Here is a 21476-nt window from a genome sequence, read left to right as displayed (position 1 = left end):
AGGCCCGTGATGAGCGACCTCGACCACGGCGATCAGGTGCCGGCAGGTGCGGCGTCCGGCGCCGCTCGCCGACCCGAGGGCGCGGCCTTCGGGGTGAACGGCGACCGGCCCGACCGGGTCACACTGGTGAGCCAGTGGTTCCCTCCGGAACCCGCGGCCCTCGCCCAACGCCTCACCACGACGCTGCGTCACCAGGGCTTCGTCGCCGACGTGCTCACCGGCGTACCGAACTACCCGAGAGGCGTCGTGTACGAGGGCTACTCGGCGCGGCGCCGCAGCGTCGAGGTGCAGGACGGGGCGCGTGTCCTGCGCACGCCGCTCTACCCGAGCCACGACCGGTCGGCGATCGGCCGGGCGGTGAACTACACGAGTTGGGCGGCATCCTCCTCGCTGCTCGGCGCCAGCGCACTGCGCGACACGGACGTCGCTCTGGTCTACTCCTCCCCGGTCACCGCGACCGCCGCGGCCATGATGGCGAAACTGCGGTGGCGGACGCCGTACGTGACGATGGTGATCGACCTGTGGCCGGACAACGTGTTCGCGACCGGCTTCCTCACCGAGGGACCGACCCGGCGGATCGCGGAGGCGGTGCTGGGCCGCTTCACCGACCGGACCTACCGGTGGGCCGACCACGTGACGGTTCCCACGCCGGGACTACGGGACATCGTCATCGACCGGGGCGTGCCCGCCGAGAAGGTCTCGCTGGTCTACATCTGGGCCGACGAGAAGATCATGCAGCCGACCGAGCCGGAACCCGGCCTGCGACGCCGGCTGGGTCTGACCGACGACGACTTCCTGCTCATGTACGGCGGCAACCTCGGCGCGGCCCAGCGACTCGACGTCGTGGTGGACGCCATGGCACGACTGCGGGACACACCGGACGTTCACCTTGTCCTGGTGGGCGACGGCGTCGAGAAGGACCGGCTGATCGCCCAGGTGACCCGCGACCGGCTGGGCAACGTCCACTTCCTCGACTCGGTCCCCCCGGAACGCATGCCCGCCCGGATGGCCGTCGCCGACCTCAACCTCATCTCCCTGGCGGACGAGCCGCTGTTCCGGATCACCCTGCCCAGCAAGACGCAGTCCATCCTCGCCTGCGGTCAGCCCATGCTCGCCTGCGCACCCGGTGACGTGGCCCGCATCGCGCGTGACGCCGAGGCGGGCTTCGCGGCCCCGCCGGGTGACGCCGAGGCACTGGCCGCGGTCATCCGATCGGCCAGGGACACGCCACGGGACCGGCTTCGGGACATGGGACGGGCGGGACGCCAGTACTACCTGACCCACATGAGTGAGGCGAGCAACGCGCCGGTCCTCGCCGACCTGCTCGCCACGGCGGCGCGGCGGGGCCGGATCGCGCGTGCGAGGAGAAGGCCGTGATGGGCCGGGACGAGGGATGACTGGTGCCCGCCAGGCACCGCCCTCGCCCGGCTGGCCGCAGTGGTCCCCGCCGTTCGACGACGCGCCGGCACCGAGGCGCCGTCGCTGGCGACAGCCACGCCAGATCACGTCGTCGACCCGGCACTCGCTGGTGGCCTCCTGCACGAACCTGCTGAACGGGCTGCTGAACGCCGCACTGCTCGCGGTGAGCGCACGGCACGGCCAGACCGACGAGATCGCGGCGTACGTCGCTGTCACGGCGGCCCTGTCCCTGGTGGCGATCGTCGTGGCCGGCGGCTCCCCCCTGCTCTACATCAGCGGCGATGCCGAACAACGCCGGGCAGTGCGCAGCCAGTGGGTGTTCGTGACACTGCCGTGCATGGTGCTCGGCACCGTAGCCATCGGAACCCTCTACAGCCGCTCCGGCTACGAGTGGGCGGCGATGCTGGCGATCGCGGTGGTGACCATCGGCAACCACCACGCCAACTTCCAACTCGCGGATCTGGCGCGCGACCTGCGGTTCGTCAGCACGGCGGTGGCCGTCTGCGGGTGCAAGGTCCCGGCTCTGGTGCTGGTCGCCCTGGGCGGGCAACTGAGCAGCGCGTTGCTGATCGCGGCGGTCATCCAGCTCCTGGCCGCCGAGGCGTTCCTCGGTGGACGATCCTGGCTCCGCCCCCGCTTCCTGACCGAGTTGTCGCCACGGCGCGCGCTCTCCGCGTTCGGCATGAACCGGCACCTGTTCACCTACAGCCTCGCCGAGTACTGGGGCGGCCGGATGACGACGGTCCTGCTGTCGCTGCTGGTCTCACCGCAGGTGATGGGGGCGTTCGGCGCGGTGCTCAGCGTGTACCAGGCCCAGACCAGCGTGCTGACCGCCGCGCTGCGGGTGTCGCTGGTCGGGCGCGTCCGGCGCCGGCAGGGCCTCGGCACCGTGAACGACGGCCGGCAGGGAGAGGTGGTCGCCACCGCCGGCGCGGTGTTCATGACGGTGGTGAGCATCGTCGCGGCCCCGTGGATCGTCGGCGATCTGCTCCGGCTCCCCCCGCCCGGGCCGGCGCTGTGGCTGGTCCTCCTGGCTGTCGCACTTCCCTTCATGACCGTTGTCCGGGCGGTCACGCTGAATCAGATCGGCGACGCGAGCTACCGGCAGGCGACCCGGATCATGGTGGTGAACGCCGCCCTGATCACCCCGGTGGCTCTCGCGGCAGTGCCCCTGGCGGGTGCGACCGGTGCGGCCGCTGCCACCCTCGCGGCCGAGGTGCTCACCGGTGCGGTCCTCGGCCTGGCCCTGCTGCGCCGGCACGGCCGGCTGTCCGCCTACGTCCTCGGGCCGGTCGACGGACCGCTGCTCGGCGCGCTGCCGTACGTCGGAGAACGCCCAGCGGGCACAACCCGCGACGGCCGGGTTCGGTCGCGGTGACCGAACCCGGCACGGTGTGCGCGGCGCAACCGGCGGATCAGCGCCGGATGCCGGCCCAGTCGTGGTGCCGGCGCACGGTCGACAGGATGAAGTCGACCACCCGGCGTGACGTGTCGGGGACCTGGTAGTCGGCCGGGCAGGGCACACCGTCGGCGGCGACCTGGTCGACCACCACCCGGATCGCCTCCAGCACGCCCTCCGGGTCCAGCCCGGTCATCACGATGCCGCCGGCGTCCAGCGCCTCGGGGCGTTCGATCGACTCCCGCAGTGTCACGGCCGGGAAACCGAGGATCGCCGACTCCTCGCTGATGGTGCCGCTGTCGGAGAGGGTGCACCGCGCCTGACTCTGCAACCGTACGTAGTCGAGCAGGCCGAACGGCTCGTGGAAGGCGATGCCGTCGAGTGCGAGCGCGTCGTCGGCCAACGCTTCGAGCCGCTTGCGGGTACGGGGGTGCGTCGACACCAGCACCGGCAGTCCCCAGGTGTCCCGGACGGCCCGCAGGCAGTCGAGCAACCGGCGCAGCCGGTCCGGTCGGTCGACGGTCTCCTCCCGGTGGGCGCTCACCACGAAGTAGTCGCCGGCGGTGAGCCCGAGCTGGTCGAGGATCGTCGACCGCTCGACCCCGTCCCGATAGTGCTCCAGCACCTCGCGCATCGGGGAGCCGGTGTGCAGGATCCGACGCGGGTGCAGACCCTCGGCCAGCAGATTGCGGCGGGCGTGCTCGGTGTAGACCAGGTTGAAGTCGGCGACGTGGTCGACCATCCGCCGGTTGGTCTCCTCCGGCACGTTGAGGTCGAAGCAGCGGTTGCCGGCCTCCATGTGGTAGACGGGCACCCGCATGCGGCGGGCCATCAGCGCGGCGATGCAGCTGTTGGTGTCGCCGAGCACCAGCAGTGCGTCCGGCCGCACCTCCTCGATCGCCTGCTCCATCCCGATCAGCACCCCGCCGAGCACCCGGCCGAGGGAGGACGTGTCCACCCGCAGGAACCGGTCCGGTTGGCGCAGCCGCAGCTCGGTGAAGAAGATGTCCGACAGGGACCGGTCCCAGTTCTGCCCGGTGTGGACGAGGACGTGGTCGACGGTCCGGTCGAGTCGGTCCAGCACCCGAGCCAGCCGGATGATCTCCGGCCGCGTGCCGACAACCGTCATTACCCTGGTCATGTCAGGTCCTCCGTCACGCCAGCACCGCCGGGACAGGCTCCGCCGCCTCCACCCGCTCCGGGTAGGTGTCGGGGCGGTCCGGGTCGAACAGTTCGTTGACCCAGAAGAGAGTGAAGAGTTCGTCGGTCCCGGTGTTCACGATCTTGTGCGCCCACATGGTCGGCATGTCCACCACCACGGGTTCGTCACCGCTGACCTGGAAGCGCACCACGGTGTCCTCGCTGACCCGACGCAGGCTGATCTCGGCGCTGCCGCGCAGCACCACGAACCGCTCCACCTTCGCCAGGTGGAAGTGCTCGCCCCGGCTGATGCCGGGTCGGGTGGTGGAGCAGAACGTCTGCCCGGCAGCACCGTGCGCCCGTACCGCCTCCACCAGCTCGCCGCGCGAGTCGGCGTGCCGGGGCAGCGGGAGCGGGTAGTGCTCCGGGAAGCACTGCGACCGGTAGGCGTTGAACAGCCGCACGTCGTGCCGGTCGACCAGGCGTGGGATCTCGCCGTTGCGGTAGATGCCGGCGAAGCCGGTCAACCGGTCGGCGAGTTCGCGTACGCCGATCCGCAGCATCGGCATCGACGGATCCCACGAGCCGTCCGCCGGGACTCCGAGCAGCCGGGCCGCGGCGTCGGTGACGTGCACCAACTCCATCTGCCGGTTCTCGTGCACCTGCGGGGTACGCCCCTCGGCGAGCAGCCGGCAGAACGTGGCCACCACCGAGTTGTAGTGCGGCAGTCCGTGCTCGCCGTACAGGTTCGGCAGCAGGACGTCGATCAGGTCGGGCCGGGCCGCCGCGAGGGTCGCCGCGGCGACAGCCTTCGCATCGCCGTACGGCGTGCCGTTGCCGGCCTGCACAGAGTTGGCGAAGACGACCGCACCCGGCGGTGTGGCGCATCGGCGCAGCCCACGGGCCAACGCGGCGGCGAGGTCGACGTTTGTGGTGGCCACCTCGACCGGGTCACCCCGGTTGACCCCGGCCAGGTGCAACACCCGGTCGACGCCGTCCAGCCGGGCCGCGAGCGCCGCCTCGTCGTACAGGTCCCCGCGCGTGATCACCACCGGTTCGGGCCAGCCGAGCGCCCGGGCCAGGACGCGCACGTGCCAGCCGAGGAAGCCGCCGGCGCCGGTGACCGCGATCCTCAGCACGACAGCACCGGGTCGCGCAGGGCCAGCTCGGCCCGAATCTCGGGCAGCGTCTGCAGCAGCTGCCTGATCTGCGGTACGTCCAGCCGCCGCGCGTTGGCGGAGTTGAACTCCTGCGCCGGCGTCTCGCCCAGCTCCCCCTCGGAGACGTAGAGCGCGTAGTTGAGGTCCCGGGCGTCCACCGGCACCCGGTAGAACTCGCCGAAGTCTTCGGCCTGCGCCAGTTCCTCGCGGCTGGCGAGGGTCTCGTGGTGCTTCTCGCCGTGCCGTACGCCGATGCACTCGATCTTCGACGGCGCGTCGAAGAGCTCGCACACCGCCTCGGCGAGGTCCCCGACGGTGCTCGCCGCGGCCTTGCGGATGAAGATGTCCCCGGGCCGGGCGTGCTGGAACGCGTGCTCGACCAGGTTGACGGAATCGGCCAGGGACATGAGGAAACGGGTCATCGTCGGGTCGGTCACCGTCGGGGCGCGGCCGGCCTTGATCTGTTCCACGAAGAGCGGGATCACCGAGCCGCGGGAGTACATCACGTTGCCGTACCGGACGCAGGAGACGACGGTACGGCTGCGCGGGTTGTTGCGGGCGTGCGCCTGCGCCACCTTCTCCATCAACGCCTTGCTCATCCCCATCGCGTTGATCGGGTGCACGGCCTTGTCGGTGCTGAGCACCACCACCGAGCCGACGCCGTTGCGCTCCGCCGCCTCGATGACGTTGCTGCTGCCCAGGATGTTGGTGCGCACCGCCTCCAGCGGGAAGAACTCGCAGGACGGCACCTGCTTGAGGGCGGCGGCGTGGAAGACGTAGTCGACGTCGCGGGTGGCTCGACCGACCGAGTCGGCGTCGCGGGTGTCGCCGACGAGGTAGCGCACCCGGTCGTCGCCGAGCTGCCGGCGCATGGCGTCCTGCTTGGCCTCGTCGCGGCTCAACACCCGGACCTCGCCGACGTCGCCGTCGAGCAGGCGGCGGGTCATCGTCTGACCGAAGGATCCGGTACCGCCGGTGATCAAGACCCGGCAACCGGCAGGTACTGCGCTCACAAGGACTCCGTTCATCAATGATCAAGGAAGGGTCCGGCAGCGGGGCCGGACGCACACGCTCGGCTCAACGAGCAATCGACCTATGGGTCGTGGCAAACATATGCATTTCGGGCAGAAGTCGAGGGGCGGCCGACTGGTCGCCCAGCTGGAGTCGGGCCCGAACCGGTGCCCGACCGCCCGACCGTCAGTGGTCGGCGGTGACGGGCCGCCGCGTCGTCACCGCCTGGTCGGCGGACCCGTCGGTGAGCCCACCCAGGAAGTCCCGCATCCGTTGGCCCTGCACCGCGCGGCTGCGGGTCCGGACGACGAAGTCCCGTCCCGCCGCCCCGAGAGCCGCGGCCTCGCCCGCCGGCATGTCGAGCACCCGCTCGATCGCCGCGCGCAGCCCCGCGACCGTGTCCGTTCGGGGGTAGACGAGGTAGGGACGGTAGTCGTCCGGGATGCCCGGCAGATCCGTCGACACCACCGGCACGCCCATCGCCAGGTATTCGATGATCTTCGACGGGAACGAGTAGGGGACGAAGTACTGGTCGACGGGACGAGGATTGGCCAGCACCGCCGCGCCGGCCAGGCGGCGGCCGAGCCGGGACCGGTCGAGCAGTTCTGGTGCGGCGATCCGCGGGTCGGCCGACGCCTGGTCGCGCAGCCACGGTTCGAGGTCACCGCGACCGAAGACGGACAGGCGCAGGTCGGGGTCGGGCAGCCCGCGGAACGCCTCCACCAGACGGTCCACACCGTACGCGCGGCTCAGCCCACCGGCGTAGATGATCTCCCGGGTCCGGCTGCGGGCCTGCGGTCGCCCGCCGACCGACGGTGGCGTGCAGATGCCCTCCATGATGAGACGGGGACGCCCCGGCGCGAAGTCCTCGGCGAGCGGGAGCGTCAGGGCGATCACGCCTGAGCAACGCGTGAGGGCGGCCCGGACCAGCGCCACGTCGAGCCCACGCAGCAGCCGCACCGCACGTCCCTCGCCCGGCCTGCCCACTCCTGGAGGGTCGGTCAGGATCGGCACCACCGACATGCGGCGCAGGCGGGCCAGCGCCAATCCACACCAGAGGAACGGCGTGTGCACGCCGTGCACCAGGAGGACGTCGATCGGATCCCGTCGGGTCGATCGGACGCCGTGCCACCAGGCGGAGAGGAACCGGCTGAGGTGCTTGATACCCAGGACGTTCAGGAAGCCCAGTTGCTGGCCGTCGACCCCGTCATGGTGGAAGCGGCTGGCGCGGAACCGGATCCGACGGTTGCGCGGGTAGTTCGACACCGGCGCGGCGGAGAGCAGGCGTACGGGGCAACCGGCGTCGCGCAGGCCGTTGACCACGGCCCAGGCGAAGGTGTGCGTCTGCGTGGCATCCGTGGCGTCGCCGGCCATCACCCCCCGCAGCACGTCGTCGGGCAGGGTGAAGCCCAGCAGCGCGATCCGCGGGATCCGATCGTCGGGCATGGGTGTCACTTCCCCGGGGCCGGACGCCGAGCGCTCAGCACCGGCGCGCGACCGGCGATGTACACCTGCATGTCGACCCCCATGGTGGCGCGTTCCGCATGACCGTTCCGCAGCAATAACCCCCGGCGGCGGGCGATGGTTATGCAGGCGGGGCCGTCAGACCAATCAGGAATGTGCCGCCTTTTCCATTTTCGATGGGATGTACGGCCTTATGGTGGTTTGACTGCGGCCCTCAGGAAGGCGACGAATGGTGGACAGGACGACGACCGAGGCGACGCTCAGGGCTGCTCCGGGACGGCTGAGGTGACCCCGGTCCTGCACGATCAGACCGGTCCTCGGACCGCCGCGGCGACCTCGACCGGCGCCCGGGCCACGACCGGCCGAGCCGCGGCGTACCGCACCGGCGGGACGGCGTCCGTTCCCGGAAGCCGACGGTCCCCCTCGGCACGGTCCTCGTCGGCGCGGCACGTTCCCGGGCTCCTGCTCGTCTGCGCCATCGCCTTCAGCTCCCAGTGGGCCCCGAGCACCACGAATCGCTACGGTGCGGCAGTGGCCCTGGTGGCTGTCCTGGTGAGTTGCCGGGCGCCGCGACTACTCCCCCCCGACCTGCTGGCCGCCGGCACGGCGGTGTGGGCCAGCGTCGCGCTGTTCTGGGCGGCGGACTTCGACACCGCGCTCCCGATGGCCTATCTGTACGGGGCGGCCTGTGCGATGTTCATCGCCGTCCGCCACGTCGTGCGCAGCCGAGCGGCGCTCTTCGCCGTCGGCTACGCGTTCCTGGCCGGCTGCGTCGGCACCGCCGTCGAGCTGATCACCAACCCGATACCCAACTCGGTACAGGCTCGCGACTCCGTGATGGACTTCTCGATCCGGTACGGCGTCGACGGAGTCAACTACAACTACACGGCGTACAGTCTCGCGGCCGGCGTCGTCCTCGCCGCCGTCCTGATGCTGCTGGGGCCCTCGACGAAGGTCGAGTGGCTCGGCATCGTCGCGGCGGCGGGCATCCTGTTCTGGGGCGTGCTCCTCACCGGGACGAGGGGTGCGCTCATCTCGATACTGGTCGGTGCCGCCTACCTGCTGCTGAGCACGGTGGCCGCGCGGCTGGCCCGGACGGTGGCCGTCGTCACCGTGCCCATCGTCCTCATCGGGGTGCCGCTCGGCCTCTACCGGGTGCTCTCCTCCGAGATGCTCTGGCTCGACGGCGCCTTCGCGGGCCGGGCCACCGGTGACCTGTCCGGGAGGCTGTACATCTGGCCGTACGCGGTGTCGTCCTGGGCCGAGTCCCCCATCCTCGGCATCGGCCCCGGCATGTTGACCGCCACCGGCAGCCTGGCGGTGGGCGCCCACAATCTCCTGTTGAGCGTCGGCAACGACCTGGGGCTGGTCGGGGTCGTCCTCTATGGCGGGATACTCACGTTCGCGTTGATCGTGCCCTTCCGGCATCCCTCGCCGGCCTTCGGCCGCGCGGCGGGCGTCTTCCTGGTCAGCCAGACGCCGATCTGGCTGACCGGCCACTGGGAGGCGTCACCGGTGTGTTTCGTGGCCCTCGCGCTCGTGTCCGTCGCACCGGTGGCGCTGCGGACGTCCACGTCCGGGGCCGGCCGGAAGACAGCGCCGCGGCACGCCGCACCGCCGGTCAGACACGTCGGAGCCTGGTGACGGGCGGTCGGGCGGCCCGGACGCCGACGCCGAGCGGATGAGCTACTGGCCGGCGAGCACGTGACCGGACATCCAGGACACGGTCTGCTCGAGGCCGGTGCGCAGCGGCACCGGCCGGGCCGCGGGGAACAGCTCCCGCAGCCGGGTGCAGTCGGCCTGGGAGTCCCGCACGTCGCCGGCGCGTGGTGGCTCGTGCACCACCGCCAACGAGCGACCCAGGATGTCCTCCAGCTCGGCGATCAGGTCGAGCAGCGTGATGCGCGCACCGAAGGCCAGGTTGACCACGTCGGTCGTCGACACCCGGCGCACGATGGCGTCGACGATCACCGAGGTGACGCTGCCGACGAAGGTGAAGTCGCGGCTCTGCCGGCCGTCGCCGTGCACCCGCAGCGGCTCACCGGCGAGCGCGGCGCTGATGAACCGGGGCAGCACCGCGGCGTACGCGTGGTGCACCGCCTGCCACGGGCCGAAGACGTTGAAGAACCGGAACGGCAGCACGGCCAGGTCGTAGCAGGCGGCGTAGGCGACCGTGTACGCCTCGGCGGCGAGCTTGGAGACCGCGTACGGGGAGACCGGGATGGGCCGCAACCCCTCCTGCCGGGGCAACACCGGGTTGGCGCCGTAGACCGACGAGGACGACGAGAGGATCACCTGCCCGACGTCGTGCCTGCGGGCCGCCTCCAGCACCATCAGCGTCCCGGTGGCGTTCGCGTGGTGACTGGGCAGCGGCTGGTCGATGGAGCGCGGCACCGAGCCGAGGGCGCCCAGGTGCACCACGCTGGCCGCGCCGGCGAACGCCGCGTCCAGCAGGTCCGGGTCGAGCACCGTGCCCTGGTGCAGCCGGACCGGCTGGCCGTGCAGGTTGTCCAACAGGCCGGTGGAGAGGTCGTCGACGACCACGATCTCGCTCACCTGTGGGGCCGCGTCCAGCGCCCGCACCAGGTTGGCGCCGATGAAGCCGGCACCTCCGGTCACCACTACCTTCAACGCGTCTCCCTGCTCGGTGCGACCTCCGGGACGAGCGGGCGGCGTGTTGCCGGCCCGCCGGCGCCCTGGCAGCGACCGCGTGGCGGCCACCAGTGATGCAACGAGCGCTGTTCCCTCAGGTCACGCCCGACGGTTGTCCCGCCGCACGACGCCGGCCTCACTCCGTGAGGATCCGCCGGTAGACCCGGTCGAGGGCGCCGAGCATGACGTCGAGGCTGTAGCCCTCAGCCACCACCTTGCGGCCCAGCTCACCCACGTGGCCGCGCTCGACGGGGGCGTCGAGCAGCAGCGACAGCGCCCCGGCCAGGGCGTCCGGATCACCCGGCGGCACCAGCCTGCCGCCACCCGAGCGCAGGACCTCGACGTTGCCGCCCACCGCCGACGCGACGACCGGCAGGCCGTGCGCCATCGCCTCCAGCAGCGCGTTGGAGAGGTTCTCGTGCAGGGTGGGGAAGACGAAGAGGTCCGCCGCGGCGAGCAGGTCCGGCACGTCGAGCCGGTTGCCGAGCAGCCGCACGTCGACCCCGCCGATGCCGGTCAGGGCGGCCGCGATCGGATCCCGGTCGGGTCCGTCACCGGCGACCAGCAGCACCCGGCGGGTGGTGGACGGCGGCAGGCGGCGCAGCGCGTCGGCGAGGACACCGTAGCCCTTCTCCCAGGTCAGCCGGGACACCGCGATCATGGCCACGTCGTCGGGGCCCAGCCCCAGGTCGGCGCGGACCCGATCCCGGGACGCGCGGGGGTGCGCCGGCAGCGGTACCCCGTTGGGGATCACCCCGACGAACTTCGTACCCAGGTGGCGGAGGAAGCCCCGGCCGGCCGCGTACTCGCAGACGGTGCCGACGTGGCTGGCCATCCGCAGCGTCGCGGGCTCGGCACCGTGCACCAGCAGCCGGTGCCGCCAAGGCCGGCCGGGCTGACGCAGGTCACGTACCGTGCCGTGCACGGTCACCAGGATCCGTGGGCAGCCGGCGAGCCGGGCGGCGAGCACCCCGTGCAGGCCCTCGTTCTGCAATCCGCGTACGTGCACCAGCGCGGGTCGGACCCGCCGGAGCAGGCGCACCCACTCCCGCAACAGCGGCACGTTCAGGCTTCCGTTGCCCGCGCTCTGGTGCATCCGGACGAACTCGTACCGGTCGGCCAGAGACGAGGTGAGCACCCGTTGCACGGCGGTCAACGGGCCGTTGGCTCCGGGGGTGCCGGCCGAGTGCTGTACCACCACCGGCCGGCTCACGGCGCGACGCTGCATGACCCCTCATTCCGGCTGCGGCTCGACGGCGATCCACCCTCGACGCGCCGACCGCACCACGTACGGTAACGGCGGCATGAGCCCCGAAGTGACGCCACGGTGTGGCCGGTCACCTCGCGGTGCCGACGGCCGCCACGACCCGCCCCTCGGACGCGGTCGGTGCGCCGGGCGTCCCGCCAGTCAGCACGCGGCGATAGCCGATGACGGCGGCCGGGAGCACCGTGAGCGCGTAGGTCGCGGCCGAGGCGAGCGCCACCCCGGGCAGGCCCACCCGCTGGGCGAGCACGATCTTGAGGGGTACGGCCAGCACCAGGCAGGCGGCCCAGCCGACGAACTGGGGTCGGAGCAGACCGATGCTGTTCTGCACCATGAACAGGGGTGCCACGACGGCCAGCAGCAGTGACCAGGCGGCGAGCCCGACGAGGAGGGTTCGCGGCACCGACGGGAAGTCGGCGGTGCGCACCCACACGCGGATCACGTCGTTGCCGAGGAACACGAGCGCACCGCCGGGCAGCGCCACCACGGCGGCGGACAGGGCCACCATGCGGGAGGTGGTGCGCCGCACCCAGGCCAGGTCACCGCGCGCCAGCGCCTCCCCGTTGGCCGCCCAGAGCGGCATGTTCACCAGCGTGACGAAGAGCGTCAGCAGGGCGAACATCCGCACCACCACCGCGTACGTCGCCGCTGCGGGCAGCCCGAGCACCCGGCTGATCAGGACGTTGTCGAGGTTGAGCACCACCGAGGTGAGCAGGGAGAGGAGGAAGAACCGGGTGCCCAGCCGGAGCAGCCCACGGGCCACCGGCGCCCGCACCAGGCGCGGTCGGGGCCGCAGCTCCCGGGCCTGCCAGCCGAAGTAGCAGACGGAGTTGGCCAGGTTCACCACCGGCACGGCGAGCACCGCGGCGGCGATGACCAGCACCGGATCGGCCTCGGTGGTGACCGCCGCGTAGACCAGGGCGACCGAGACGAGACTGCCACCGGCCTGCCAGAGGTTGCTCTGCGTCACCTGCTGCTGGGCGTACTGCACCCGCTGGATCAGGGCGATGGGGATGTTGACCAGGAAGGCGCCGAAGCAGAGCAGCACCACCGGGCGAGCGTCGCGGGCGACCGCCGGGTCCGCCGCGCTCAGCAGCGTCGGCCAGGGCACCCACCGCAGGGTGCCGACGAGGACAACGAGCAGGAGTGCGGACAGCGCGCCCAGGATGGCGTAGGCGCTGGAGATCTCGCGCGCCGCCGCCCGCCGCTCGCCGGTGCCGTGCAGCCTGGCCAGCCGGGTCAGCAGACCGTTGCCGAGCCCGAAGTCGGCGAAGAGCGCCATGCTCGTGAGCGAGGTGACCGCCATCCAGAGGCCGTAGCGCTCCGCGCCGAGACTGCGAAATGCCAGCGGGGTGATCAGCAGCGGCGCGGCCAGCCCCACCATCTTGCCGGCCAGGGAGGACACGATGCCGCGGGCGAGAATTTGGCCCCGCGACTTTCCGGCGTCGGACGGAACGACCGACCGCGTCCCGTGCTGCCCGACGGCGTGCCCCTCGGGTACGCCTGCGCGCGCCCGGTGCCGCCCGACGACCGACCCGCCCCTGGCGCCACCAGCAGCCCGGTGACGTGCGACCATCAAACCCGCCGCGTCGGGGCCGTGCGGACCGCCACCGGCCCGGCGGTCACGGGGCGGCGCCGGTCGGCGGGGGTGCGAGCCGCTCCGCTGATCGGTCGTCGCATGCCGTGCCGCCTCCACGCCCCAGTCGACAGGTCATCCGTACAACGACGGTGACTCAGCGCAGTGACGACGGGTGTCCGCGGCTGGGATCGCCCGCTTCTTTCCCGCCCGACACGGCGCACTGTCCACCGCATGTCGCGTCCATCGACACCTAGACTAAGGGTGCATAACACTCCATAAGGTGTATTCGAGGGAGCAGACCGTGGGCGAGCCCACCACCATGAGCGAGCTCAGGCACTTCACGACGGCACAGGTGCTGGCCCTGGCCGCGTACCGGTTTCCGCACGGAGACGCAATGTCCAACCGTCTGCTGCAACTGGCCCGGTCGGCCACTCCGCCCGGCGGCGTGACCCTGGTGGTCAACGACTGGCCCGACGACGGGTCGCGCCCGCCCGCTGTCCCGGACCTGCCACCGGACGTCCGACTGATCACGTTGCCCCGCCGGCGCACCGCGGGCGGGGTGCTCGGCCGCTGGCTGCACCGGCGCCTCCGTCCACTGCGGCTGCTCGCCGCGCTGCGCCGCGCGGGCATCCGCCCGGACGAGCTGGCCGGTGTGTACCTGCCGCTGGGCCTGTGGAACCTGGCCACCTGGGCGGTGCTGCGCTCGACGGTGCGCTGCCCGGTGACCGTGGACGTGCTCGAACGGCACGACCGGGCGCAGTTTCCCCGGGGCTGGCTCACGCCGTACTTCGTCCGGCACCGGTGGGCGTTCTTCCTGGCCGGCCGGCTCGCCGATCGGGTCATCGCGATCTCCGAGGCGCTGGAGCGGCAGTTCGTCAGCCGGGGCCGGCCGACACTGGTGGTGCCGCCACAGGTGGATTGCACCGACTACGACGACCCCGCGCCACCCTCTCTCGACGACGGGCTGCGCCTGCTGTACGCCGGCTCGGCCGGCGTGAAGGACCAGCTGGCCGTGGTGCTGGAGGGCATCCGCGGCCTCGCGCCCGACGACCGCGCGCGGGTGCACCTGGTGATCGCCGGGATCAGCCGGGAGCAGGCCGGCAGCCTTTCCGACCTGGATGAGACCGGCCCCGACGACCTCGACGACCAGGTGACCTTCCTCGGTCGGGTGCCCCGCGACCGGGTGCTCGCCGAACTGCGTCGGGCGCACTTCTCGGTGCTGGTCCGCCCGCCGGCCGGCTACGCGCAGGCAGGCTTCCCGTCCAAGGTGCCGGAGAGCCTGGCCGCCGGCTGCCCGGTGCTGCTGAACCACACCAGTGATCTCCGGCGCTACATCGTGGACGGCCGGGAGGGCATCGTGCTCGACGGCTCAGGTGTGGAGGATGTCCGGCGCGGGCTGGAGCGGGCGCTGCTGCTCGACGATCCGGGCTGGTGGGCGATGAGTCGCGCGGCCCGCGAGCGGGCGCACTGCTTCGACTACCGGTCCTGGACTCCGGTGGTCAGTGACTTCGTCACCGGCGCCGGGCGCGGCTCGGGCACCGGCAGCTCAGCCAGGCCGGCCAGCTCGGCGGGGGTCAGTCGGCGCTCCGGCGGGTAGAGCTGCCGCTCATGGTCCTGGATGGTCGCCAGCGGCCACCGCAGTCTGATCACCCGGGCCGGGTTGCCGGCGGCCACCGCGTACGGTGGCACCGACCGGGTGACGACCGCGCCGGCGCCGATCACCGCGCCCCGGCCGATGGTGACGCCGTGCAGGATCACCGCCCTGGTGCCCACCCAGACGTCGTCTCCGATGACCACGCCCCGGTCGTGGGTCTCGTCGCCGGGCTCCTTGCCGACCGCGATCATCGGTACGCCGACCTGGTCGATGCGGTGGTTGCCGCCACGGATGGTCACCTCGGGGCCGAACATGACGTTGTCGCCGATCCGGATGCGCGACCGGGCCGCGATCAGGACCGGCCGGTGACCGAGGTCCACGTTGCGCCCGACCTCGATGGTCTCGCAGGTGTAGACACCGTCGGGGTCGAAGGTGAAGTGGTCCCCCCGGGCGGCGAACCGGCCGGCGAGGGCCAGGCCCCGGATGGCCCGGCGGGCACGGGTGCCGGTGGACAGGAGACGGTTCAACGCCACGATCGCGGGGCCGAGGACGGCACTCGGGCTGCCGGTCGACACCCGCATCAGCGGCCCGCTCGTCCGGCGCCGACCTGCTCGGGCACCCCGTAGATCTGGCGGATCACCGCGGCCTTCTCGGCGGCCGGCAGGTGCCCGCACCCCAGCGACCGGGCTCGCATCCGGTCGAGATAGTCGTCGACGCTGCGGACGACCCGAGCTGGCACGCCGGCCGCGACGCTGTTGTCCGGGATGTCCCGGGTCACCACCGAGCCGGCGCCGATGATGCACCGGTTGCCGATGGTGACCCCGGGCAGGATGATCGTCCGCACGCCGAGGTAGACGTCGTCCCCGATGCTGATCGGCGCGGTCCACTCCAGATCGGGCACCTCCTTGCGGAGGATCAGCGTGCCGCCGTCGTGGGTGATGAACTGGACCCCGGCGGTGACGTAGACGTTGTCGCCGAGGGTGACGAGCCACGGCTCGGAGCCGAACATCGCCCGGTCGATGCCGTAGAACCGGACCCGGCCCCGCAGGTCGACACCGAGGGAGCGGGCGAACCCCTCCGGATCCCGGGCGGCGGCCCTGCGGTCCCGCAGGGCCTTTGCCGTGCCTCGCACCATGCTCAGCAACGCTGTCCCCGTTCTCGCGGTGGGTGGGATGGATCGCGCGGTCCGAAGTGTAATTCCCCCTTATCCCCCGCATCGCCGTAATCGCCAAATAGGCCGACGAGATGGAGCAACAGGAACAATGCGAGCAGCTTGCATATTAGATTTATGCCGGTTTGGGTCATTTAGTGCATGTTCTACTGGCCGACGTCCGGCTCACCCGAACGCCCGCACCGCAACGCCGGAGTGGAGCCTCTGCCAGCAGAGAGATCGACATGACCAGAATCCTGATCCTGACCGACTACCGGGGCACGTTCTACTCCACGGCCCGCACCCGGCACCGCCTGTGCACGATGGACGTCGACCGGATCACCGCGCACTTCCGCCGCGCCGGCCTCGAACCGGAGGTCGTCCGGTTCGCCGACCTGGACCTGAACGAGGACCTGCGCGGGGTGCCGGTGCTCTACACCTCGTCGGAGGATCACGGCCTGCACTACAAGAGCTGGATCGAGGATCTGGTGCTGGCACTGGAAATCGCCGGCGCCCAGGTCATCCCGGGCTACCGCTACCTGCGCGCCCACCACAACAAGGTGATGATGGAGGCGCTGCGCGCCCAACTCTTCCCCGACGACACCCGGCTTCTGCGTACCCGCACCTTCGGCACCTACGAGGAGCTCGCCGCCACGGAGCTGGACGGGCCCTGGCCCAAGGTGCTCAAGTCGGCCTACGGCGCCGGTTCACAGTCCGTGGCCCGGGCCCGAAACCGGAAGGAACTGCTCCACACCGCCCGCACACTCAGCGACAGCCACGACGGAACCGAGGCCGTCCGCGAGCACGGCCGACGGCTGCTGCGCCGATACCACCACGCCCGTTCGCTGCACCGGCAGAAGTTCCTGGTGCAGGAGATGGTCCCGGGCCTGGCCGGCGACTACAAGGTGCTGCGGATGGGCGAGCGCTACTACCTGCTCTACCGCCGCAACCGTCCCGGCGACTTCCGGGCCAGTGGCAGCGGCGACCTGGACTACCTAGACATGGCGGGAGCCGACCGCGAGGCGCTGCTCGACTACGCCGAGCAGGTCTCCGACACCCTCGGCACCCCCCTCACGTCGTTGGACATCGCCTTCGACGGCGACCGGTTCCACCTGATCGAGTTCCAGTGCCTGCACTTCGGCACGGTCACCGCGGAGAAGTCGACCGGCTACCACATCCGATTGGACGGAACCTGGCAGCACGTCGAGGAGCGGTGCGACATTGAGGGTGCGTTCTGCGAGGCGATTGTGGGCCACCTGGGAACGCACCGGCCGGGACCGCCCGGGCGGTCACCCGTGACACCGGCACCGACATGGTCAGCCACCTCACTCCCATCAACCTATTGACATTGATCACACCGCACCGAAGGCTCGCGCCTACAGGTCCTTCACACAAGGAGGCGCGATGAGACCGAGACGACTGGCGATCGCCAGCGTGGTCACCCTGGTCGGCGCACTGGCGCTGACCCCACCGGCGAGCGCGCGGCCACCGTCCGATCCGGGTGCCCGCGACGGCTTGGAGGTGTACGTCGGCGCGGTGGACGCGAAGCAGCGCGAGGAGCTGCGCGCGGCGGGGGTGGACCTCGGGCACGACGCGAAGACGGACGCGGCAGGTCGTACCACCGTCGAGACGGTGCTCAGTCGTCGGCAGGCGAAGCGGCTGACCGACCGGGGCGTCCCCCTGTCGGTGAAGAAGGTTCGGGGCAAGGACGCCTCGCAGGCGCTGCGGGAGCAGTCGGCGGCCGGCTGGACGGCGTTCCGCTCGTACAGCGAGCCCGGTGGTATCCGCGACGAGATCACCGCGACCGCGGCGCGCTTCCCCCGGCTGACGAAGGTCGAGACCATCGGCCGGAGCCAACAGGGCAAGCCGATCCTCGCCCTCAAGGTCACCAAGAACGCCCGGACGGTGCCGGACGGCCGACGACCCGCCGTGCTCTACGCTGGCGCGCAACACGCCCGCGAGTGGATCACACCGGAGATGAACCGCCGGCTGATGCACCACGTGTTGGACAGCTACGGCAGCGACCGGGAGATTACCCGCCTGCTGGATACCACCGAGCTGTGGTTCCTGCCGGTGGCCAACCCGGACGGCTACGACCACACCTTCACCCCCGGCAACCGGCTGTGGCGGAAGAACCTGCGCGACAACAACGGCGACGGGCAGATCACCTCGGTGGACGGCGTCGACCTCAACCGCAACTTCGCCTACAAGTGGGGGTACGACAACGAGGGCTCGTCACCTGACCCGAACAGTGACACCTACCGCGGCCCCAGCCCCAACTCCGAGCCGGAGACGGTGGCACTGGACCGACTCTTCAAGCGGGTCGGGTTCGAGTTCTTCGTCAACTACCACTCGGCGGCCGAGCTGCTGCTCTACGGCATCGGCTGGCAGGTGAGCACCCCCAGCCCGGACGACGAGATCTACAAGGCGATGGTCGGGGACGACGCGCACCCGGCGGTGCCCGGCTACGACCCGGACATCTCCGCCGAGCTGTACACCACCAACGGCGACACCGACAGCCACGCCACCGTCAAGTACGGCACGTTGGGCTTCACCCCGGAGATGTCCACCTGCGAGGCCGCCTCGGCCGTCGACCCCGACGACGAGTGGCGCCCGGAGGACTGCGTCAGCGGTTTCATCTTCCCCGACGACGAGACGCTCATCGCCGGCGAGGTGGGCAAGAATCTGCCGTTCGCGCTGGCCGTGGCCACGTCGGCGGCGGACCCGGACGAGCCGGTGTCGGTGGTCGGACGCAGCACCCCGGACTTCGTGGTGGACACGTTCGACACGTCGTACGGGCGCACCCAGCAGGTCGCCTCGATCACCCGGCGGGCGCTGAAGAACGTGCGGATGCACTACACGGTCAACGGTGGGCGACCGAAGACGACCACGGTCCGCGAGTGGCGCGGCGGTGAGCGCTACGGCGACACCCACGACGACTACTACGCCGAGTTGCGCGGCACCGTCACCGGCACGAAGCCCGGTGACCGGGTGGAGGTCTGGTTCACCGGGGTCAAACAGCGCTCCGGGGTGGTGGCGAGCGAACACTTCACCTACCGGGTGCACGGCGACATCGGCGGTGACGTGCTGGTCCTCGCTATGGAGGACGTCACCGGTCTCAGCCCCGCGCAGACCGGCAGCACCGCGAAGTACGCCGACGAGGTGGCCGCGTCGCTGAGCGCCGCCGGGCGCAGCAGCGACGTGTACGACTTCGACACGATGGGACGCACCGCACCGCACCCGCTCGGCGTGCTGTCGCACTACAAGGCGGTGGTGTGGGAGACCGGCGACGACGTGATCCTGCGCTCCCCCGGCCAGGTCGCCGGCACCACGGCGAGGGCCGCGCTGGAGACCGAACTGGCCGTCCGGGACTACCTCAACGAGGGCGGCAAGCTGCTCGTCAGCGGCCAGTACGCGCTGTTCGCCCAGGGCGCCAACGGGTCCTACGTGTACCACCCGGACGCGCCGCCGGAATGCACCGACGCCGAGGACGACGCCTGCCTGCCCCTGCTCAACGACTTCCAGCAGTACTGGTTGGGCACCTTCACCTACGTCAGCGACGGCGGCACCGCGCCGGAGGGAGAGCCGTACGCGGTCGCCGGGAACGGCGCCGCGTTCACCGGCTTCACCGGTCAGCTCAACGCGCCCGGGTCGGCCGGAAACCAGGCCCACACGGCGTCGTTCCTCACCACGTCGGGCTTCCTGCCGCCGGACCAGTTCCCGCAGTTCGCCAGCTCCGCGCCGGCGGACTGGGTCCGACCGGGCGGCGCCCCGTTCGACCCGCGCACCGGCGAGTGGTACCTCTACAGCGGCCAGACCGACGAGTCGTACAAGCGGCTCACCCGGACCGTGGACCTCACCGGGGCGAGCAGCGGTGAGCTGCGCTTCTTCACCTCCTACGACACCGAGCAGAACTGGGACTTCCTCTTCGTCGAGGCGCACGAGGTGGGCAGCGACGACTGGACGACCCTGCCGGACGTGAACGGCAAGACCAGCACGGTGACCGGGGACAGCTGCCCCGAGGGCTGGGTGGAGCAGTTGCACCCGTTCCTCGCGCACTACCAGGGCGCGGACTGCACGCCGACCGGGAGCACCGGCACCTGGAACGCGGCGACCGGCACGTCGGGCGGCTGGAAGGAGTTCGTGGCCGATCTGTCCGGCTACGCCGGCAAGCAGGTCGAGGTGTCGATCTCGTACGCCTCGGACTGGAACACGCAGGGTCTCGGTGTCTTCCTGGACGACGCCCGCGTCCTGGTCGACGGGTCGACCGTCGCGGAGACCTCGTTCGAGTCGGCGGACCTGGGTGGCTGGACGGTGGCCGGTCCGCCGCCCGGCTCCGGGGGCAACGCCAACGACTGGTCGCGCAGCCAGCAGGCGTTCGAGGAGGGTTCGGTGGTCGTCACCGCCGACACCGTGTACCTGGGCTTCGGGCTGGAGGGCCTGCCTCCGGCGGCCCGCGACGACCTGGTCGCCCGCTCGCTGACCCACCTCACGGGTCGACCGCGGCACTGACGCGGGGAGGTGCGCCGGCGGTCCGCGGACCGTCGGCGCACCTTCGAGGTACGCCGGGCGCGCCCGACGCCGATGTGGTGAGCTGTACGGGTGTCGGGGCTGGGACTTGTGCTGCACCCCACCCGGGATGTCACCGAGGTGGTCGGGATCATCGAACGGTGGGCGACGCGCCACCGAAAGACGCTGATGGTACGCGCGGAGGACAAGCACCGCGTGCCGGCCAGCGTCGAGCCCGTGCCGGAGGGCGAGCTGGCCGCCCGGGTCGACGCGTTGATCAGCATCGGCGGCGACGGCACCATGCTGGGCGCGCTGCGCTCGGCGATCCTCGACCCGAAGCCGGTGCTCGGTGTGCACCTGGGTCGGCTCGGTTTCCTCGTGGAGGTCGAGCCGCCGGAGCTGCCCGAGGCGCTGAGCCGGTTGCTGTCGAAGGACTTCACCGTCGAGTCGCACGCCTGCCTGGCCTGCGACGTGTGCGGTGACGACGTTGTGGCGTTCAACGACATCGCCCTGGTCCGCCAGCCCGGCTCCGGCTTCGTCACCGCCACCCTGGCCGTCGACGGCCAGCAGTACGGCTACTACCGCGCCGACGCCGTGGTGGTCAGCACGCCGATCGGCTCCACCGCGTACAGCTATGCCGCCGGTGGCCCGCTGATCTCCCCGGCGGCGGACGCGGTGGTGGTGACGCCGTCGGCGCCGATGGCCGGCATCTCCCGGTCGGTGGTGCTGTCCCCGGAGGAGAAGATCCGGCTGGAGTTGGAGGCCAACTCGTCGGCGGTCGTGGTGGAGATGGACGGCCTGGTGTTCCGCGACGCGGCGACCGAGGGGGCCGTCGAGATCAGCTACCGCCGCAACGCCGGCCTGGTGGTCCGCTTCGACCCGTTGCGCTACCAGGAGCGCAACCAGCTGAAGATGGGCCTGCTGGACCTGCCGTTCCTCCCGGAGCAGCTGCGCGAACTACTCCCCCACGAGCTCCGCAAAGCCCAAGAAGAACTCCCCCCACCCTGCTGACCCCCCCCACCCCACCCTGCTGACCCCACCCCACCCCACCCCACCCTGCTACCCCCCTAGCCTTGTTGATCAAGAGGTTTGCGTCACGACACGCCGTGCACGATGACGCAAACCTCTTGATCAA

16 protein-coding genes and 1 pseudogene are annotated in these 21476 nt (G+C 71.3%); 7 read left to right on the top strand and 10 right to left on the bottom strand.

The window, feature by feature from the left end:
- The first annotated feature begins 9 nt into the window (after positions 1 to 9).
- Together AB0H52_RS15600 and AB0H52_RS15595 are read left to right on the top strand one after the other, a co-directional pair.
- Complete coding sequence (locus tag AB0H52_RS15600) at positions 10 to 1377, top strand: glycosyltransferase family 4 protein (protein WP_151490509.1); 1368 nt, start codon at positions 10 to 12, stop codon at positions 1375 to 1377.
- 16 nt (positions 1378 to 1393) lie between these two features.
- Positions 1394 to 2797 carry a hypothetical protein gene (locus tag AB0H52_RS15595; protein WP_357948035.1) on the top strand — a complete coding sequence of 468 codons (1404 nt, stop codon included), beginning with the start codon at positions 1394 to 1396 and terminating at the stop codon, positions 2795 to 2797.
- A gap of 37 nt (positions 2798 to 2834) precedes the next feature.
- Here the strand turns inward: AB0H52_RS15595 and wecB are convergent, their stop codons facing one another.
- From wecB to AB0H52_RS15570, 5 genes are all read right to left on the bottom strand, one after another.
- A complete protein-coding gene (wecB, locus tag AB0H52_RS15590; RefSeq protein WP_357948032.1) occupies positions 2835 to 3959 on the bottom strand; it encodes a UDP-N-acetylglucosamine 2-epimerase (non-hydrolyzing) in 1125 nt (374 codons plus the stop codon).
- A 13-nt stretch (positions 3960 to 3972) separates the two neighbouring features.
- Entirely contained in the window at positions 3973 to 5097 is a 1125-nt protein-coding gene (locus AB0H52_RS15585) for an NAD-dependent epimerase/dehydratase family protein (RefSeq protein ID WP_151490506.1), read from the bottom strand.
- On the bottom strand, positions 5091 to 6146 hold the full coding sequence (locus AB0H52_RS15580) for a polysaccharide biosynthesis protein (RefSeq protein ID WP_357948028.1): 1056 nt from the start codon (positions 6144 to 6146) through the stop codon (positions 5091 to 5093). The genes AB0H52_RS15585 and AB0H52_RS15580 overlap by 7 nt, the downstream gene beginning before the upstream one ends.
- A gap of 169 nt (positions 6147 to 6315) precedes the next feature.
- Entirely contained in the window at positions 6316 to 7575 is a 1260-nt protein-coding gene (locus AB0H52_RS15575; RefSeq protein WP_357948026.1) for a glycosyltransferase family 4 protein, read from the bottom strand.
- Positions 7576 to 7898: 323 nt separating this feature from the next.
- Positions 7899 to 8105 (bottom strand): hypothetical protein, encoded by a 207-nt coding sequence (locus AB0H52_RS15570; protein WP_192580304.1) that lies wholly within the window; start codon positions 8103 to 8105, stop codon positions 7899 to 7901.
- Positions 8106 to 8124: 19 nt separating this feature from the next.
- Between AB0H52_RS15570 and AB0H52_RS15565 the strand changes: the two genes are divergently transcribed.
- Positions 8125 to 9237, top strand: coding sequence for an O-antigen ligase family protein (locus tag AB0H52_RS15565; RefSeq protein ID WP_357948023.1), 1113 nt, complete (start codon positions 8125 to 8127; stop codon positions 9235 to 9237).
- 42 nt (positions 9238 to 9279) lie between these two features.
- On the opposite strand, the gene AB0H52_RS15560 is transcribed toward AB0H52_RS15565, so the two are convergent.
- From AB0H52_RS15560 to AB0H52_RS15550, 3 genes are all read right to left on the bottom strand, one after another.
- Positions 9280 to 10215 carry an NAD-dependent epimerase/dehydratase family protein gene (locus tag AB0H52_RS15560; RefSeq protein ID WP_357948146.1) on the bottom strand — a complete coding sequence of 312 codons (936 nt, stop codon included), beginning with the start codon at positions 10213 to 10215 and terminating at the stop codon, positions 9280 to 9282.
- Positions 10216 to 10381: 166 nt separating this feature from the next.
- Complete coding sequence (locus AB0H52_RS15555; protein ID WP_357948018.1) at positions 10382 to 11473, bottom strand: glycosyltransferase family 4 protein; 1092 nt, start codon at positions 11471 to 11473, stop codon at positions 10382 to 10384.
- Between the two features lie 109 nt (positions 11474 to 11582).
- Positions 11583 to 13085 carry a lipopolysaccharide biosynthesis protein gene (locus AB0H52_RS15550; protein ID WP_357948016.1) on the bottom strand — a complete coding sequence of 501 codons (1503 nt, stop codon included), beginning with the start codon at positions 13083 to 13085 and terminating at the stop codon, positions 11583 to 11585.
- 322 nt (positions 13086 to 13407) lie between these two features.
- Between AB0H52_RS15550 and AB0H52_RS15545 the strand changes: the two are divergent.
- Positions 13408 to 14544 (top strand): annotated as a pseudogene (locus tag AB0H52_RS15545) (glycosyltransferase); the annotation flags it as partial.
- 20 nt (positions 14545 to 14564) lie between these two features.
- On the opposite strand, the gene AB0H52_RS15540 reads toward AB0H52_RS15545, so the two are convergent.
- Both AB0H52_RS15540 and AB0H52_RS15535 read right to left on the bottom strand, forming a co-directional pair.
- The gene (locus AB0H52_RS15540) at positions 14565 to 15263 is read right to left on the bottom strand and encodes an acyltransferase (protein ID WP_151490498.1); all 699 of its coding nucleotides are present in this window, start codon (positions 15261 to 15263) and stop codon (positions 14565 to 14567) included.
- Entirely contained in the window at positions 15263 to 15817 is a 555-nt protein-coding gene (locus AB0H52_RS15535) for a DapH/DapD/GlmU-related protein (RefSeq protein WP_225854561.1), read from the bottom strand. The genes AB0H52_RS15540 and AB0H52_RS15535 overlap by 1 nt, the downstream gene beginning before the upstream one ends.
- A gap of 260 nt (positions 15818 to 16077) precedes the next feature.
- On the opposite strand from AB0H52_RS15535, the gene AB0H52_RS15530 reads away from it, so the two are divergent.
- The 3 genes from AB0H52_RS15530 (at position 16078) to AB0H52_RS15520 (ending at position 21352) form a co-directional block, all read left to right on the top strand.
- The gene (locus tag AB0H52_RS15530; RefSeq protein ID WP_151490496.1) at positions 16078 to 17178 is read left to right on the top strand and encodes a hypothetical protein; all 1101 of its coding nucleotides are present in this window, start codon (positions 16078 to 16080) and stop codon (positions 17176 to 17178) included.
- Positions 17179 to 17236: 58 nt separating this feature from the next.
- The gene (locus AB0H52_RS15525) at positions 17237 to 20344 is read left to right on the top strand and encodes a M14 family zinc carboxypeptidase (protein ID WP_357948012.1); all 3108 of its coding nucleotides are present in this window, start codon (positions 17237 to 17239) and stop codon (positions 20342 to 20344) included.
- A 90-nt stretch (positions 20345 to 20434) separates the two neighbouring features.
- Positions 20435 to 21352, top strand: a complete 918-nt coding sequence (locus AB0H52_RS15520) for an NAD(+)/NADH kinase (RefSeq protein WP_357948009.1) — start codon at positions 20435 to 20437, stop codon at positions 21350 to 21352.
- The last annotated feature ends 124 nt before the right edge of the window (positions 21353 to 21476 follow it).

Origin of the sequence: Micromonospora sp. NPDC050695 (genome assembly GCF_040654415.1) — a bacterium.
Classification (GTDB): domain Bacteria; phylum Actinomycetota; class Actinomycetes; order Mycobacteriales; family Micromonosporaceae; genus Micromonospora.
Note: the sequence above shows the minus strand (reverse complement) of the source record. Positions and strands in the feature narration are given on the sequence as shown.

Coding starts and splice junctions, on each gene's coding strand:
- AB0H52_RS15550 (WP_357948016.1), bottom strand. CDS start 13,085: ATGGTCGCACGTCACCGGGCTGCTGGTGGCGCCAGGGGCGGGTCGGTC.
- AB0H52_RS15580 (WP_357948028.1), bottom strand. CDS start 6,146: ATGAACGGAGTCCTTGTGAGCGCAGTACCTGCCGGTTGCCGGGTCTTG.
- AB0H52_RS15555 (WP_357948018.1), bottom strand. CDS start 11,473: ATGCAGCGTCGCGCCGTGAGCCGGCCGGTGGTGGTACAGCACTCGGCC.
- AB0H52_RS15600 (WP_151490509.1), top strand. CDS start 10: ATGAGCGACCTCGACCACGGCGATCAGGTGCCGGCAGGTGCGGCGTCC.
- AB0H52_RS15535 (WP_225854561.1), bottom strand. CDS start 15,817: ATGGTGCGAGGCACGGCAAAGGCCCTGCGGGACCGCAGGGCCGCCGCC.
- AB0H52_RS15575 (WP_357948026.1), bottom strand. CDS start 7,575: ATGCCCGACGATCGGATCCCGCGGATCGCGCTGCTGGGCTTCACCCTG.
- wecB (WP_357948032.1), bottom strand. CDS start 3,959: ATGACCAGGGTAATGACGGTTGTCGGCACGCGGCCGGAGATCATCCGG.
- AB0H52_RS15540 (WP_151490498.1), bottom strand. CDS start 15,263: ATGCGGGTGTCGACCGGCAGCCCGAGTGCCGTCCTCGGCCCCGCGATC.
- AB0H52_RS15595 (WP_357948035.1), top strand. CDS start 1,394: ATGACTGGTGCCCGCCAGGCACCGCCCTCGCCCGGCTGGCCGCAGTGG.
- AB0H52_RS15530 (WP_151490496.1), top strand. CDS start 16,078: ATGACCAGAATCCTGATCCTGACCGACTACCGGGGCACGTTCTACTCC.
- AB0H52_RS15525 (WP_357948012.1), top strand. CDS start 17,237: ATGAGACCGAGACGACTGGCGATCGCCAGCGTGGTCACCCTGGTCGGC.